The following is a 14,943-nucleotide window of genomic DNA, read 5'->3' as shown; positions in this document are numbered from 1 at the left end:
TTCCTTTATCGTTAATCACTGATGGTCATACGTCCTGCTCTGCGCCATCTGCTAAGGGCTTGGGTGGCTATCTCTCCATTGCTTCGGTCTATCATCCCTGCCGTCACGCCGTTCCACACATCGGTCATGGTGTAATATCGTATAGACAGATAAAGACGATGCAGCTTCTTGCTGAAGGCACTCAGCTTGTCGTTCAGTGCCCACAGCGTCTTGCTCCTTTCCGCACCAGTCAGCATGTTCTCTTTGCCTCCTTTGGCGACTGCATCTTTCAGCAGTGTGAAGACGGACACCAATTCCGTGGCGGTCTCCATATACAGGTTGTTCATCGAGAGGGTGGCAACGATGCCTTGCGGATTATTGTTGATGGCCTTGCGCATCTTACACAAGGTGATGAATATCTTCACTCCATCGTCGTACAGATAGGTACAGGCTTTGAGGGAAGAGGCATAACCACTGGCGGTTTTCAGATAACTGTTGTACTTCTTCTCCCATTCGTGTATCTTGGTGAACTCTGCGGCGATGGTATTCTGCAACAGGGCAGTCTTGGTCTGACCTTTGATTTCCTTCTCTATCTCACCGTTGATGGCTTCGTTGCCCTCTGCTAATGCCATCCATTCCAAAGGGTTGGCAGTCACAATCTGTGCATGGGCTGACGGCACGCTCAGTACCAATGCCACGACAATGAACCAAATCTTATCTATTCGTAATCTCATATACGCCCTTTCTTCGTTTGTTCGTTTCTACTCTTGTTCGTATCACACTCACCACGTCATAGCTGTTGCTGATGCCGGTCATTTCCAGTTTCGGTGTCGTTCTATCCATCGACAACACGGTCACGCTTTTCAGTCCGCATAACTGTTGTATCAATGTCTGATGCTCGGCAAAGTCCACCACTCGGTACAACTCCATGTAGTTCACGCTCCGCTGAAACACTCCGTGCTCACAGATGAGTTGCTCGCTCCCGATATGGTAGCGGATACTCCTCAGATAGATGAATCGGTAGAGTAAACAGAGGGAGAACAGGAGGCTGAAGACAAGCAACAGGGTACTATATGCACAACCGGGCAATCCTCCGATTAGGAGCATTGCCACGCACAACAGCAACAGAGGCAGTTCGTTGATGAAAAACTGTCCGATGCTGGGGCACAAGGTGATGATGCTATTATCTTCTTGTCTCATACGCTTCTATGATATGTGTTCTTTTCTTCTTTTTCCCTTTGTTTCTCTGCCTTGCCGGCTGCGATAAACTCGGCATAGTCGAAGGTATCTGGTTCGCCCTTGGCAATCAGTTCTGCTGATTTCTTGTTGAGCAGCGCATCGTTCCAGTCCTTGTAGCAACCCAATGGATGATAGGCTTGCACATGCTCGTGACGGAAGCCCATCTCTGCTGCCACCTTCCTGAAGTTTGCAACAAACTGCCGCCCTGCATCGTCCTTGTCAAAACCCAAATAGTGCCGTGCGTTGGGAGTAACGGACAGAAGTCCTCGCATCTGTCCCTCGGTGGGTGTGCCGCCCGTAGATACATACACCATCTTTACAGGATTTATCTGATACTCTGCCATGGCATCGTAGGCACTCTCAAACCATACAATTTCGCTTGCTTTATCCAACGGCTCGCCCGTGAGGTTGGCAATCCACAGTCCTTCACTGCTGTTGCTTCCTTCTGCCTTGCCCTTGTAACCGCCGCTACCGTCCATCTTCGGTCGTCCTCGTTCCTCAAAGCCCACAGTCTTGTCGGGTGTCTTGGGCAGTACAAGCGGAAAGGCAAGGTTGGCAAAGGTAAGTCCATCCGTCCGATGCTTAGTAGCCAGACAGAAATGCCGATGAAAAGCATACTGCGTATAGAGGTCGATGCCTCGGAACTTAAAATAGGGATAAAACCTTTTCTGCGTTTCCCTGTCCTGCGGATTGAACTTGTGGATGTCGTAGTCATTCAGGTTGAATGGCTTTCCGTCCTTTCTTGGTTCTGTAATCTTCGATGGTCTGTCCTCTATGGGTTGGTTGAGCAGTCGGTTGCAGACGAGGTTGACGAGTCGGTCAGGAGACATTCCCACCTTGTTCTCTGAAAACATTTCTGGATGCTCCTTGATGAACGAAATGACATTATACACCTTCTGCTGCGGTGGTTGGAAGCAACATTTCCCATTCTGCGTGACAATGAACTTATCACCACGCACCCGTCTGCCCTCACTGTCAGTACGCACATACGACGGATAACGCAAGCCATCTCTCTTGTTCAGATGATACCCTGCGTCCACCAGTACTTCCTGTATGCTCAACCTGTCCAGAAAGTCATCGTATGTCAGTTCACTACTCATTATAAATTATAAATTGTAAATTATACATTGTTAATATCCTCTCCTTATCTCCGTGGCAACATGATTTGCTTCTGCCTCAAAGTACCTTGCCGCAATCTCCTGTGGCGAATCCACTCCCGGTTTGAAGTAAGGACGTGGACCGCCATGATGCTCTGCATAGAACTCCGGGGCTGGATGGTGATGATGGTGGCTTATGTCATGCGCCACCTCTGCTGTAACGACTGCTCCTGCCGTCAGAGCCGCCAATATCTTCGTGCCCAGTCCGGCGTTGGTTTCGGGGCGTGTCTTCATATCCACTTCACTGAAAACCTTGGAGAAGAGTTTCATGCGATGGTAGTCATCCACCGCCAAGAACTTGTCGTAGTCCTTCTGCTTGATTTCGTGCGTGATGGCTTCTCCATTGATAATGGCGGTCATGCGATACTTATCTTCGCCTTTCTTATCTCCCTCCATCGGAGGCACTTTCTCCACCATGATGTCACCGACTTTCACTTCACGCCCATGCGCTCCCTCACGATACCAACCCTTGTTCTCATTAATCAAGGCAAGGTCTTCACCTCTCACCATGGCATCGCCTTGCAACACGTCACGTCTGACAGTCTCGTCCTCTTCCAACGGAAGCAACCGTTCCTCGTCTTGTTGCTGACGCTGCTGCAACTCCTGTTCAAGTTCGGGATGCAGATGCAGGTCGATGCGCTCCTTGCTATTCAGTGTGTCCATCAGGATTTTGTCAGCAAAGTCGTCCTTGATGATGCCATTCAGCAGTTCCAAGCGTTGAACGACGGGCACTTCCTTGATGGAGTTGGAGGTGAGTTTCTTCAGTTCCTCATCTGTCAGGTCATACACCATGTCGGCATTGACGCTGTTCGACTGAATGGTCAGCGTCTTCGCATTCTCATCAATGATGATGCCATGCGATGCCAGACACTCCTGCCACTTCTCATTGGTGAAATAGACAGGCGAGGTAATCAGTTCCTTATAAGGCTTGGCTGGCTCCGTGCTTCTCGTGCGGCTGATGGAAGGCATTATGATTCCCTCCAAATCTTTCAGCACATCCTGTTGCTGAGGGCTATAACTCTGTTGCTGTCCCTTATAATAGAACCCATAACCGCCGCTCTGCAATTCGCCAGGCTTCATTCTGCCGTCCCAACGTTCAGGCACAATCGGGGCTTCGGGGAAGAACAATCGTCCTCCAACTCTGCGAAGATGGAATCCCTCCTGACTGCGTGGTGTCCAACCTAAAAAGGGTGGTGGCATATCGATGCGCCCCATCCGTCCATACTCGCCGATACCAACACGATAGCCGTGCAGCCCCATAGCTACACGACCGTTGGCATTGCGTGCATGAACGAAGTTCTTGGGCATATAGAAGTCGTTGCCCACAATGCCCGTAAAGGTATTGTAGGCTAACTTGTTGGCATGATTCGTACCCCAGTCGGTCAGAGCCAACATCTGCTTCTCGGTGATGTTATAGGTAAGCAGCGGACTGTCATGCCCTTGCACCACAAGCTGATAGCCGCTGCCATTACTCACCACATGAGCCTGCATACCATTGCGCATGAGCAAGTCACGCATCTCTGGTTGCAGGTCCATCTGTTGGGGATTCGTATTCTTTCTTATCGCCATACTTATTCTTCACTCTTCATTCTTCACTCTTCATTTATCATGCTTCACCGTTCTCTATTGCCTTCTCCAGTTCCTCATCTTTGTGATGGACAAACTGCTCCGCACTCTCTTCACAAATGCAGAGTCCGTTGTTCAGACAATAGCTCTCATATTCTTCCTGCCATTCAGCAGAATGATGGTTGACATACTCCAACCAACCGTACTCGCCGCTCTGTATCTTCTCGACGAGCACATCCTCTGGATAATATTTATTTGATGCCATATACTTATTATATTATGTGTAGATTATTTGTGCATGGAAAAAGAGGCGCGGTTGCGCTCTCCATTCTTCTTCTGCTCATTCCAAAGTTCTTCCGTGTATTCCTCTTCAGGCACATAGTCAAGATTACCGTCATCGCCCATTACCCAACAGCCATAGCACCCGAAGGTGTATTTGTCCCACTCTCGCTTGGTGTTCTCCTTCCACTTCTGACTGTCGCCTTGATTAATCCTTATGCCGGTCTTATCGTTCAGGTCAATACCCACCGTCACCTGTTCGTCCTCCATGATGAGCGTGAGCGGCTCACCCTTCTGCATCACGGTCAGTTCTGCCGAACTCAGTTTCAGTTCATCCTTCAGCACCTCCAAGTTGCGCCCGATGACAGGCGTAGGTACCGACATCACCTGATTGGTCTCCGTGTCAATCTGCACGAAAGCCTTGCTGCTCCTGCCATCAGCATCCTTAACATCGGCAAGGATAGCCTTTCCAGCCAGCAAGTCCTCCTGCTGTTCCTGAGTAAAAGCCTCCAATGGTGATTTCTCCAACTGCGGATAGAAGACCACATCCACCTTGCCGTCCTCCATACGGACCAACGCAAATCGGGTGCGGCTCTTCAATGTCTCGCCCTCATCATTATTCACCTGAATGGGCAGCAACGGTGAACGTCGTCCCTGACCAATATCTTCCAACGCCCACATGGGCAGGTCTTCAATCTTCTCTTGTGTGAGACCAAAACGAGCCAGTGTCTGATAAGGCACCTCGCTCTCTTCAAATCGTACTTGCTTCATACTTTAACTTTGAATTTGAAATTAAACTCATGCAAAGTTATATACCTATTCAGAGACAAGCAGAATTGCATAAGATAATGCGTGTTATTTTTGACGATTATTATTATTTGAGTTTGATTTCTGCTCAAAAATCAAACTCGATTGCTATATTATGTTACAATCTTCTTGTCTTCCCTTTGTTCTTTATGCCAGTCAAAGAATTGCTTGTTACTTTTGCACCATGAAACGATTTCTACTCATCACAATAGCAGCAATATTCTGTTCATCAGCAACAGTATGCGCTCAGTTCAATACCGTCACACAGACTAAGGTACACCGCAAGGCTGTGCCAAAAACGACGCAGTCCGCAACATCCGAACAACTGCCTCCGTGCTCGCCGCATCAGCGGCGAGACTCTCTTGCCTTTGCCCCATTACAAACCCAAACGGAGCAGACCGACCGCCACACGGCACTTGTCAGTCCACTCCGTCATATCTCTGTCACCAGCCCTTTCGGCTACCGCAGAGACCCATTTACAAAAAGAAAAGCCCTACACAACGGGCTTGATTTGAAGGCAAATTACGAACCCACATACGCCATGATGCACGGCGAGGTCATCAAGGTAGGCAAGGACAAACGTTCAGGCCTCTATGTCACCCTCCGTCACGGCGACTTCACCGTCAGCTATTGCCACCTCTCCCAAACTCTCGTCACCAAAGGCACCCACGTCCGTCCCGGCATCATCATCGCGCTGACAGGCAACAGTGGTCGCAGTACTGGTCCCCACCTGCACCTCACACTCAAAGACACAAAAAAAGGACGAGCCATCGACCCGTCCATTCTTCTCAATCTTATCAAGCATCCACTCTAATAGAACGCCTTGTCTTTTGTCGTTCACATCACCCCTTCCGCATTGCAATAATGTCTTAAATATCTAATCCTCAACAATTTCTATTCTTGAAAAACAAGTGTTTTATTCACGAATATAATATGATTTCGTGAAAGATGTCATAAGATGATACTAATATCTATGCTATTTGTCAATAAAGAACCCGTTTCTATGCAGATATTCTGAAACGGTTAGTGTTCCAATCCCTATCTGCTCACACAACAAAGGAAGTTTCTTGAACAACTTACCGTCATTCTGCTGCCTTGTTTCCTCCGTCATTACTTGCATCTCTTCCAGATGGATAGCGTCCGAGTGTCGTACATTCAGTGCATAAATGATAATCTTAGCATCACCTGTTTTAAGGTATTCTTCCTTTTGCTCTATGTATTCTTCTTCAGTCAGTTCCTGCTTCTTCAGTCTTACACAGAAATTGTTGTCTATCATGTTGCTGAATCTCTCTGGGGCACATGGAAATAGATCCTTTGTCGGAATGACCAATTTCTTGTCTTTGAGGAAAGGCATCTTTTCAACTGCAATTCCTTTGGAGGTGCGTTTTGATTCATCCAGAATCACATCAAGTAGCATCAAATCCTTGCGGGAGAACGCCTCTTCCAGGAATGAGTACAACTGTCCGTCCTTATCCAAGGGAAGATAATTCTTGGCAATCATCACCAATGAGCATGTATCAACAACTATCGCCATAACTCCCTCTCAAAATTTGCTGGTTTGACATTGAGTCTCGAACAGAAAGTGGTCTCGTTGACCACTCCATTGAAATAGGCATATTGCATGGTTTTCAAGAATAGCGGAGAAATGATGGGCTTTGGTGTTCGCCCGCCTCTCTTCTCAGAGTTTTTCAACTTTTCCTGTTCCTCTCTTCTTCTGTATTCCTCTGCCAATTCACTCTTGACATTGCTGTAGCTCGAATAGCTGATTTTCCTGTCGATATACATCCTTGTATATAAGGCAAGACGGCTAATGTGCGTCCGTGCACTGATAGCCTTGAAGAGGTCAATGCAGTAGTCGTTACGGGAATCTACACATGCTATGTTAGCAAGTGTTTCTGCTTCTTGTCCCATAATGAACTGATATGCAAAATCATTGCACCATCTTTCGACATCACTGTATGAAGTCTGTGCCGAGATGTCCATCATGTCCACCGACTCCACTTCTTCAATCCCCAATAGACAATGCCCCAATTCATGCGCCAGAGTGAATATTTCTCGCTTGTAATGCTTATGATGCTTAAGCACTATCACATTGGGCTTAAGGTAAAAACCGTCAATGTTGGTTTTCTCTTTCTTGTTCCATGTCTCTATGTATTCAAAGACAAAAATGCCATGATCGGCGATTTTTTCTATCATCTTCACAAGAAACTGCCTATGATTGACAGTTTCCCCGGGATAAAAAAAATCTCTTGCACGTACGGCTACTGTCTTAGGGTCATCTTGTAGGGTGTAGTGTTCTATGTCAAACTTCACATCCAGTTGCGACAGTTTGTTGTATGCATCCAAAGCGTTTTTCAGACTCTCGAATCGGTTTACAGTACGGATCGACTCCAAGTTCAGCTCTGTTCCGAATGAGGTCTTGCGGAAGAAGATACTGCTGCTTGCATTGGTTGACAACTTAGAATAGTCTTGAAAGAAACTGACTTCTTTGTCGAATATCTCACCTATACGCTTCAACACCCCCAAATCAATAGAATCTCCACTGATGTCTGCGGCTCCTGTTATCCGTTTCCTGCCTTTGTTCAGAAGAGACAACAAGTCATCCACCGACATCTTGTATAATGCCAGCAGGTATTCTAAACGTTTCTTGTTAATCTCTACTTTCATATCAGCCTCGATTGAACTATTGTTGTTTTGATGCAAATGCTTAGGCACAATTTTGCGTTGCAAAATTACACATTTTCACTTAAATGGGCGAATTTTCATGCTGAATATCACTGGAATTTATGTTTATTTTGCTAAATCGCTACATTTTGCCACCAAAAAGACACAAAAATAGGACGAATCATCGACCCGTCCTTTTGTTTTTAGCCTTTTTCGTTCTAACCACAGCCTGCAATGTTATTCATCAACTGGTTCATCACTCGCATGTCTCATTTCGTAAACTGTCCATAAGGCTAACACACATTCAATGGCTATCACGGTAATGGCCGCAGTCATGCCCCACCAGTGGGCAATAAGCATAAAGATGCCAGCCTCAATGCACAACGCAAAGAGGATGGTAACAATAAGTGATAATATTCTATTCATTCTACGGTAACTGATTTAGCAAGGTTTCTTGGCTGGTCAACATTCCTATCCTTGTTGATGGCGATGTAATAGGCCAGCAACTGCAATGGGACGGAAACAACGAGAGGTGTAAGGCATTCGGGTACGTCGGGCACTTCAAGGCAATGGTCGGCGATGTCCTTCATTGCGTCATTGCCCTTGGTAATGATGGCGACAACCGTACCGCCACGCGCCTTCACCTGCCTTACATTACTGATTATCTTGTCATACAGCGAGTCCGTTGGAGCAATGACCACCGTGGGCATCTCGCTATCTACAAGTGCAATCGGTCCATGCTTCATTTCCGCAGCAGGATAACCCTCCGCATGGATATAGGATATTTCTTTCAGCTTCAACGCACCTTCAAGGGCGGTGGGGTAGTTGTACCCACGACCGAGATAAAGGAAGTTGCGGGCATAGGTGTATATCTTCGACAAGTTCTTGATTTTGTCAGCAAGTCCCAACACATCTTTTATATATAGGGGCATGTTCTTCAACTCCCGGACAATCCTCTCTACGGTTGCATCATCCACAGTACCACGCATCTGTCCCACGCAGAGGGCAAGCAGCATCAGCACCGTTACCTGTCCTGTAAAAGCCTTGGTAGAAGCCACACCTATCTCAGGTCCTACATGGATGTATGTCCCGGAATCCGTATTTCTTGGGATAGAGGCACCCACGACGTTGCAGATGCCATACACAAAAGCCCCCTTGCTCCGTGCCAACTGTATGGCGGCAACGGTTCCGAGCGGTCATACTTCCTTTGTAACTCCATACACTTCTCAAAGGAGAAGTCGGATGCCTCAAAAAGAGGCTGGATAAGGTGGGCGCATTCGTTCAGCAGTCCCTTGACGATGTGGATGTTCATCTCGTGGCAGTTTCGGCAAATTGCACTGTTGCAGTTGATATACCGATGACTGTTGATGAAGTCATCCACATAGCGGTCATACCGCTTGCCATTCAAAATCACATCCTGAAGATAGAGTTCTCTCGCTTCTAAGAGTAACTCAAACAATTCTTCTGCTACATCCTGTTCGGTAGCGAAGTGGGTCAGGTGTTGCTTCTCTTCAAAAAAAGAGAAGACTTTTTAATTTGTTTTTGCATACTAAATTACTTATTTATAAGTTTATGACGACTGAAATATAAAAATTACACAACATGGTTCAGTATTAGGTTATAATTCTTGTAAAGTTACATTCCTCCTCCCAACGCATGGTAAAGTTTAATTATACTTTGTATGCGTTCAAAACGAGTTTGTAACTGTTGCACTTCCGCTTCGAGAAGAGACTGTTTGGCGGTCAGCACTTCCAGATAGGTGGTATTGGAATGACGCATCAGCGATTCTGTCTTTCGCACAGCGTCGCATAATGTTTCAACCTGCCGAGCATTGATTTCAATTTGCGATTTTGCCGTCTGCCATGCGGTCAGAGCATCGTTCACTTCCTTTCCTGCGTTCAGTAATGATTGCCGGAACAACAGTTTGGCTTCTTCCTGACGGCTTTTGGCTATCTTCAAGTTGGCGATGTTTACGCCCCGGTTGAATAACGGCTGTGTCAGGGAACCGATGGCATTAAGTAACCATTGTCCGGGATTTACGATTACGCCACCGCCGTTATTAGTCCATCCAAGAATTCCCGAGAGGGTAATATTGGGATAGAAGGCGGCACGGGCCGCATTGGTGGCGTAGAATGCTTGCGCCAGTTCCATTTCAGCCTGACGCACGTCGGGACGGTTGGAAAGCAGTTGCAAAGGGACTCCGATCGAGACAGTATCGGGGAAAGCAGCCTCGGCCAGATCACTTCGTCCAATCGAGTGTGACGGCATGGCAAGTATCGCAGACAGGGCGTTTTCTGTTTCGGAAATACTCTTGCGTATGGATAACAGGGATGCTTCGAGTCGCATCACGTTCGCCTTTGCCTGCAATACGCCAGCCTCGTTTGATTTCCCCACTTTTTTCAACGCTTCAAGAGTGCGTACGGTAGTCCGCCAGTTCTCCAAAGTCCGGTTACTTATTGTCATTTGTGCGTCGAGCATGGCAAGGGTATAATAACTGTCGGCAATCGTGGCGACAAGCTGTGTCTGTACGGCTTGCCGGTAATCACGGCTTCCTTGCAAGGCGGCAGCGGCACCACGCTTTGCAGCTGTGAGTTTGCCGAAGATGTCCAGTTCCCAGCTTGCTGACGCTCCTACATTATATGCCTTTGCCGTTGCTCCATCTTGCCTGCTGACATTACCTTCGGCATTCAGTCCGAGTGATGGTAGATAGGACAGTTTGGCCGTCAGCAAGGCGGCTTCTGCCGCTTCCACCCGTAGCCGTGCCACATTGAGGTCTGTGTTCCGTTCAAGTCCCATTTCAATCAAGGACTGAAGTTTCGGGTCGGTAAACATCTCACGCCACGATAGGGAGGCCAAAGTGGTGGTATCGGCGTCTGTCGGCAGGTTGCTATACAGATTTTCCATCGAGAGGTCGGGGCGATGATACCGGCTGTATGTGCCGCAACCGGTAAGCATCCATCCTGACAATATGATATATATGGCTGTCTTCTTCATTTAATTATGCTTAATACGTTCTTGGATATATTGGAATACAATAAATAATGACGGAACAAGGAACAACAGAGCCAAAGTACCGACAATCATTCCGCCGATTACACCTGTGGCAAGCGAACGGCTGCCGTTGGCACCCACCCCGTGAGCCAGCATCAGCGGTATAAGACCGAACACCATAGACAACACGGTCATCAGTATGGGGCGCAGACGGACTTTTGCCGCACTGTACGCCGACTGTGCCAGCGTCATGCCTTCCGACCGCCGCTTGCCTGCATATTCGGTAAGCAGGATGGCTGTCTTGGCAAGCAGACCGATAATCATAATCAATCCGGTCTGCATGTAGATGTTGTTCTCCAGACCGAAGAGCCACGCAAACAGGAAACTGCCCATCAATCCGCAAGGCACCGACAACAGGACCGCAAAGGGGATAAACACGCTTTCGTACAAGGCACACAGAATCAGATAGACCAGAACCATGCAGAGCAGGAATATAAGCGTAGCATTATTGGTTGTCTTGCTTTCCTCACGCGAGATACCGCCGAACTCGTAGGTGTAATTTGCCGGAAGCACTTCGCGTGCCGTCTCACCGATGGCTTCAAGCACTTGCCCCGAACTGTAACCCTGGGCCGGAGATCCGTTGATGGATATGGCATTGAACAGGTTGAAGCGGGTGAGGTCTGACGGGCCGTTGGTCTTGGTCAGGCGCACGAACCGGCTCAAAGGCGACATACCGCCATCGGAGGTGCGCACATACATGTGGTGAAGGGATTCCGCATTCACACGGTATTCCGCCGGAGCCTGCATGGTGACGTGGTAGAGCTTGGAGAAACGGTTGAAATCGGAAACATATTGTCCGGTATAATAGCCCGACAAGGTGGAAAGCACCTCTGCGGGCGACACTCCCGACTGTTCGCATTTCGCGGCATCAATATCCACCCAGTATTGTGGATAGTCTGTGGCAAAGGAGGAATAGACTTCGCCTATTTCTGGTCGCTGCGACAAGGCTTCGACAAACTTGTCCGCCTCTTCCTTGAAAGCGGTGATGTCTCCACCCGCCTTGTCTTGCAAGTAGAGTTCAAAGCCGTTCCCCATGCCATATCCGGCTATCATCGGGGGCGACATGGCAAACACCGTGGCATCGGGAATATCGGAGGTGGCGGCATAAATCTTTCCGATGACATCATTGACCGACTGCCCCTCTCCCTTGCGCTGCTCCCAGTCTTTGAGTGTCACGAAATACATCGCCTGCGACGGGCCGGAGCCGCTGAAAGAGAAACCGGCGACCGCACCGCTGTATTCAATCTCGCCGATGCTGTCGAGACGGCTGTTGATACGCTCCATCACCTTACTTGTCTGAGCCATGGACGTGCCGGGCTTCGTGTTCATGCTCACCATGACCGTCCCGGTATCCTCTTCGGGAATAAGTCCCGTCTTCGTGATATTGACCAGCAGCACCAGCAACCCGAAAGAGACGCCTATAATGCTCCACAACAGCCACCGGCGGTGGATAATGAACATCACCCCACGTACATAGCGTCGGCTCAGACGCTCAAAAACAGCATTGAACGCTTTTCGGAAACGGGCTGCAAAATTGTTCTTGGTGTTGCCGTGCTCGTCGATATAGGGTTTCAGTAACAGTGCGCAAAGTGCCGGTGAGAGTGTGAAGGCATTGATTGCCGAGATACCCACGGCAACAGCCATCGTGATACCGAATTGCGTGTAGAAAGCCCCCGAAGTTCCGCCCATCATGGCAACGGGGAAAAACACTGCCATAAAGATGATGGTAGAGGTAAGTATTGCCGAAGATACCCCCTTCATGGCATCATCGGCCGCGAGAACCGCCGACTGATAGCCTTCGTCGAACTTCGCCTGCACCGCCTCCACCACTACGATGGCATCATCGACCACGGTTCCGATGGCAAGTACAAGGGCGAACAGGGTGAGCAGGTTGATGGAGAATCCGATCATGGACATCACGGCGAATGTGCCGATGATGGAAACGAAGATGGATATGGTAGGGATAAGCGTCGATTTGATATCCTGCAAGAACACATACACCACTACGATAACCAAAAGTATCGCTTCCAGCAAGGTACGGAGGACCGAGTGAATGGAGGCATACAGGAACTTGTTGGTATCGGTAAGCACCACGAATTCCGTCCCTTCGGGCAAGTCCCTGCTGAGGTCGTCAAGCACTTCGTGAATCTCCTTGAGGGTGCTCGATGCATTGGACCCGGCTTTCTGGTTGATGAGCATCATGGCTGCCGGATGCCCGTTCACCTCGGAGGAGTAGTTGTAGGATTCATCGCCCAGTTCCACATCGGCAACCTCTTTCAACCGAAGCACATTGCCACCCGGTAGTGACTTGATGACCAACTCGCCGAACTCTTCCGCACCGGACAAACGCCCACGGTATTTCATCGTGTATTCATTGGCGGTAGGATGATTGGCACCGAAGGAGCCGGTGGCAGCCTCGATGTTCTGCCGTGCGAGTACGGCGGATATGTCATCGGGGATAAGCCCGTATTGCGCCATCTTGTCGGGTTTCAGCCAAAGTCGCATGCTGTAGTTGGAACCGAACAACTGCGCCTTTCCCACGCCGCTGATACGTTTCAGCCTCGGCTCGACATTGATTTTCACGTAATTGTTCAGGAATGTCTGGTCGAAGCGGTCATCGGGCGAATAGAGCGCGAAAGTCATCAGTTCGGCGTTCTGCTGTTTTTCGGTGGTGACACCGGTTTTGGTGGCTTCTGCCGGAAGCTGGCTCAGTGCGCCGTTCACGCGGTTCTGTACGTTTACCGCTGCCATGTCCGCGTTGGTTCCCTGTTTGAAATAGATGTTGATGGAAGCATCTCCCGTATTCGATGCCGTGGAAGTCATATAGGTCATGTCCTCCACTCCGTTGATGGCTTCTTCCAGAGGGGTTATCACTGCCTTCTGCACGGTTTCGGCGTTTGCACCCGGATAGGTTGCAAATACGTTGATGGTCGGAGGTGCGATGTCGGGGTATTGTTCCACAGGCAGGGAAAACATGGAAATCATACCCAACAGTACGATTACCACCGAGATAACGCCCGAAAACACCGGGCGGTCTATAAAAAATCGCAAGTTCATTTCGCTTCGTTTTTAGGGGTTATGCTCATACCTTCTTTCACCAGTCCCACGCCTTCGGCGATAATGGTGTCACCGACCGAGAGCCCTTCTCTTACGATAAACCGGTTGCCGTCGTTCAGGCGGTCCACCGTGAGATAGGCGGCTTCCGCCTGTCCGTTTTTCAGACGGTAAGCGATAATCTTGTCTTGCAGTTCCACGGTGGCGGTCATGGGGATGGTTACGGCCTCCGTTTTCGGGTTTTGAAGGATGACATTGCCGATGCTGCCGCTCAACAGTTCGCGGTCGGGATTGGGGAACAGGGCTTTGATCTGCACCGTTCCGGTAACCGGGTCCACCACGCCGCTTACGGTTTCGATACGTCCTTTCGCCTTATACAGGCTGCCGTCGTTGAGTTGCAGGCGCACTTCCGGCGTCCCTGCTATCATGCTGTCAATCGAGCCATAGCGAGCCGAATATCGCCGTAGCATATTCTCCGAAATGGAGAAATAGGTATACATCTCCGCATTGTCGGACACGACCGTGAAAGGCTGTGCCATATTGGGACCGACAAGCGCACCGATGCGATAGGGCAATGTGCCTACTACTCCGTTGCTCGGGCTTTTGATTTCCGTATAGGAGAGATTGTTGCGTGCATCCGATTCTTGTGCCTTTGCCTGTTCGAGTTCAGCACACGCCACTGCCAGTTGGTTCCGGGCGAGAGAAAGCTCGTAGTCGGATATGACCTTCTCGTCAAACAATGCCTGCTTGCCCCGCAGCTCGATTCTTGCCGTTTCCACTTTTGCCTGTGCCGCGCTGACATTGGCCTGCGCCGTGCGTAATGCCGCCCGATAGGGCACTTGGTCAATTACAGCCAATACTTGACCGGTCTTCACCCGTTCACCCTCTTTCACTTTCAGACGGATAATGCGCCCGGATATTTGCGGCAGGATGTCCACATCCTGCCGTCCGCGTATGGCGGCGGAATAGGACTCGGAGATTTCCACCGGACTTGCCGCGACCTTTATGACCCGATAACTCTGCACCGCATCCTGCTTGCCGTCCGCCTGCCTGCATCCGGTCGGCAGGAACAGCATGAGAGCAAATGCGGCGAAATTCGTGATAATGAATTGCTTGTTCATATTTTCTTCTTGTTTTGTATTAATTC

13 protein-coding genes and 2 pseudogenes are annotated in these 14,943 nt (G+C 49.2%); 1 reads left to right on the top strand and 14 read right to left on the bottom strand.

Annotated elements, in window-relative coordinates; translation table 11 throughout:
• Positions 1–11: 11 nt before the first annotated feature.
• Genes AB3G73_RS12490 through AB3G73_RS12465 form a run of 6 tightly spaced genes read right to left on the bottom strand, consistent with a single transcriptional unit; the run spans position 12 to position 4,991 of the window.
• Positions 12–713, bottom strand: a complete 702-nt coding sequence (locus tag AB3G73_RS12490; RefSeq protein WP_005816246.1) for a hypothetical protein — start codon at positions 711–713, stop codon at positions 12–14.
• Positions 694–1,179: a PH domain-containing protein gene (locus tag AB3G73_RS12485; protein ID WP_005816244.1), complete on the bottom strand. Its 486-nt coding sequence runs from the start codon at positions 1,177–1,179 to the stop codon at positions 694–696. The genes AB3G73_RS12490 and AB3G73_RS12485 overlap by 20 nt, the downstream gene beginning before the upstream one ends.
• The gene (locus AB3G73_RS12480) at positions 1,176–2,318 is read right to left on the bottom strand and encodes a toprim domain-containing protein (protein ID WP_005816242.1); all 1,143 of its coding nucleotides are present in this window, start codon (positions 2,316–2,318) and stop codon (positions 1,176–1,178) included. The genes AB3G73_RS12485 and AB3G73_RS12480 overlap by 4 nt, the downstream gene beginning before the upstream one ends.
• Before the next feature lie 30 nt (positions 2,319–2,348).
• Positions 2,349–3,944, bottom strand: coding sequence for a hypothetical protein (locus AB3G73_RS12475; RefSeq protein ID WP_005816239.1), 1,596 nt, complete (start codon positions 3,942–3,944; stop codon positions 2,349–2,351).
• Positions 3,945–3,981: 37 nt separating this feature from the next.
• A complete protein-coding gene (locus AB3G73_RS12470) occupies positions 3,982–4,206 on the bottom strand; it encodes a hypothetical protein (protein WP_005816237.1) in 225 nt (74 codons plus the stop codon).
• Positions 4,207–4,229: 23 nt separating this feature from the next.
• Positions 4,230–4,991: a DUF4099 domain-containing protein gene (locus AB3G73_RS12465; protein WP_005816235.1), complete on the bottom strand. Its 762-nt coding sequence runs from the start codon at positions 4,989–4,991 to the stop codon at positions 4,230–4,232.
• A gap of 220 nt (positions 4,992–5,211) precedes the next feature.
• On the opposite strand from AB3G73_RS12465, the gene AB3G73_RS12460 reads away from it, so the two are divergent.
• The gene (locus tag AB3G73_RS12460) at positions 5,212–5,841 is read left to right on the top strand and encodes a M23 family metallopeptidase (protein ID WP_007837448.1); all 630 of its coding nucleotides are present in this window, start codon (positions 5,212–5,214) and stop codon (positions 5,839–5,841) included.
• Positions 5,842–6,003: 162 nt separating this feature from the next.
• Here the strand turns inward: AB3G73_RS12460 and AB3G73_RS12455 are convergent, their stop codons facing one another.
• The 8 genes and pseudogenes from AB3G73_RS12455 to AB3G73_RS12420 form a co-directional block, all read right to left on the bottom strand.
• On the bottom strand, positions 6,004–6,561 hold the full coding sequence (locus AB3G73_RS12455; RefSeq protein WP_005816230.1) for a DUF4411 family protein: 558 nt from the start codon (positions 6,559–6,561) through the stop codon (positions 6,004–6,006).
• On the bottom strand, positions 6,552–7,694 hold the full coding sequence (locus tag AB3G73_RS12450) for an ImmA/IrrE family metallo-endopeptidase (RefSeq protein WP_007897423.1): 1,143 nt from the start codon (positions 7,692–7,694) through the stop codon (positions 6,552–6,554). The genes AB3G73_RS12455 and AB3G73_RS12450 overlap by 10 nt, the downstream gene beginning before the upstream one ends.
• A gap of 234 nt (positions 7,695–7,928) precedes the next feature.
• The gene (locus AB3G73_RS12445; protein WP_005816226.1) at positions 7,929–8,117 is read right to left on the bottom strand and encodes a hypothetical protein; all 189 of its coding nucleotides are present in this window, start codon (positions 8,115–8,117) and stop codon (positions 7,929–7,931) included.
• Positions 8,114–8,878: pseudogene (locus AB3G73_RS12440) on the bottom strand (SIS domain-containing protein); the annotation flags it as partial. The gene AB3G73_RS12445 and the pseudogene AB3G73_RS12440, both read right to left, overlap by 4 nt.
• An 8-nt stretch (positions 8,879–8,886) precedes the next feature.
• A pseudogene (locus AB3G73_RS12435) lies at positions 8,887–9,189 on the bottom strand (hypothetical protein); the annotation flags it as partial.
• 137 nt (positions 9,190–9,326) lie between these two features.
• Entirely contained in the window at positions 9,327–10,685 is a 1,359-nt protein-coding gene (locus tag AB3G73_RS12430) for an efflux transporter outer membrane subunit (RefSeq protein WP_367745075.1), read from the bottom strand.
• Complete coding sequence (locus tag AB3G73_RS12425; protein WP_367745072.1) at positions 10,686–13,799, bottom strand: efflux RND transporter permease subunit; 3,114 nt, start codon at positions 13,797–13,799, stop codon at positions 10,686–10,688. It abuts the gene before it with no gap.
• Positions 13,796–14,917, bottom strand: a complete 1,122-nt coding sequence (locus tag AB3G73_RS12420) for an efflux RND transporter periplasmic adaptor subunit (RefSeq protein ID WP_367745070.1) — start codon at positions 14,915–14,917, stop codon at positions 13,796–13,798. Before AB3G73_RS12420 ends, AB3G73_RS12425 begins: the two co-directional genes overlap by 4 nt.
• Positions 14,918–14,943: the final 26 nt, after the last annotated feature.

The sequence above is a fragment of the Bacteroides sp. L008 genome (genome assembly GCF_040812255.1).
In the GTDB taxonomy this organism is placed as follows: Bacteria; Bacteroidota; Bacteroidia; order Bacteroidales; family Bacteroidaceae; genus Bacteroides; species Bacteroides vicugnae.
Note: the sequence above shows the minus strand (reverse complement) of the source record. Positions and strands in the feature narration are given on the sequence as shown.

What these genes read in the sequence shown, in the direction of transcription:
- AB3G73_RS12490 (WP_005816246.1), bottom strand. Translation starts at nt 713, where the DNA reads ATGAGATTACGAATAGATAAGATTTGGTTCATTGTCGTGGCATTGGTA.
- AB3G73_RS12485 (WP_005816244.1), bottom strand. Translation starts at nt 1,179, where the DNA reads ATGAGACAAGAAGATAATAGCATCATCACCTTGTGCCCCAGCATCGGA.
- AB3G73_RS12480 (WP_005816242.1), bottom strand. Translation starts at nt 2,318, where the DNA reads ATGAGTAGTGAACTGACATACGATGACTTTCTGGACAGGTTGAGCATA.
- AB3G73_RS12475 (WP_005816239.1), bottom strand. Translation starts at nt 3,944, where the DNA reads ATGGCGATAAGAAAGAATACGAATCCCCAACAGATGGACCTGCAACCA.
- AB3G73_RS12470 (WP_005816237.1), bottom strand. Translation starts at nt 4,206, where the DNA reads ATGGCATCAAATAAATATTATCCAGAGGATGTGCTCGTCGAGAAGATA.
- AB3G73_RS12465 (WP_005816235.1), bottom strand. Translation starts at nt 4,991, where the DNA reads ATGAAGCAAGTACGATTTGAAGAGAGCGAGGTGCCTTATCAGACACTG.
- AB3G73_RS12460 (WP_007837448.1), top strand. Translation starts at nt 5,212, where the DNA reads ATGAAACGATTTCTACTCATCACAATAGCAGCAATATTCTGTTCATCA.
- AB3G73_RS12455 (WP_005816230.1), bottom strand. Translation starts at nt 6,561, where the DNA reads ATGGCGATAGTTGTTGATACATGCTCATTGGTGATGATTGCCAAGAAT.
- AB3G73_RS12450 (WP_007897423.1), bottom strand. Translation starts at nt 7,694, where the DNA reads ATGAAAGTAGAGATTAACAAGAAACGTTTAGAATACCTGCTGGCATTA.
- AB3G73_RS12445 (WP_005816226.1), bottom strand. Translation starts at nt 8,117, where the DNA reads ATGAATAGAATATTATCACTTATTGTTACCATCCTCTTTGCGTTGTGC.
- AB3G73_RS12430 (WP_367745075.1), bottom strand. Translation starts at nt 10,685, where the DNA reads ATGAAGAAGACAGCCATATATATCATATTGTCAGGATGGATGCTTACC.
- AB3G73_RS12425 (WP_367745072.1), bottom strand. Translation starts at nt 13,799, where the DNA reads ATGAACTTGCGATTTTTTATAGACCGCCCGGTGTTTTCGGGCGTTATC.
- AB3G73_RS12420 (WP_367745070.1), bottom strand. Translation starts at nt 14,917, where the DNA reads ATGAACAAGCAATTCATTATCACGAATTTCGCCGCATTTGCTCTCATG.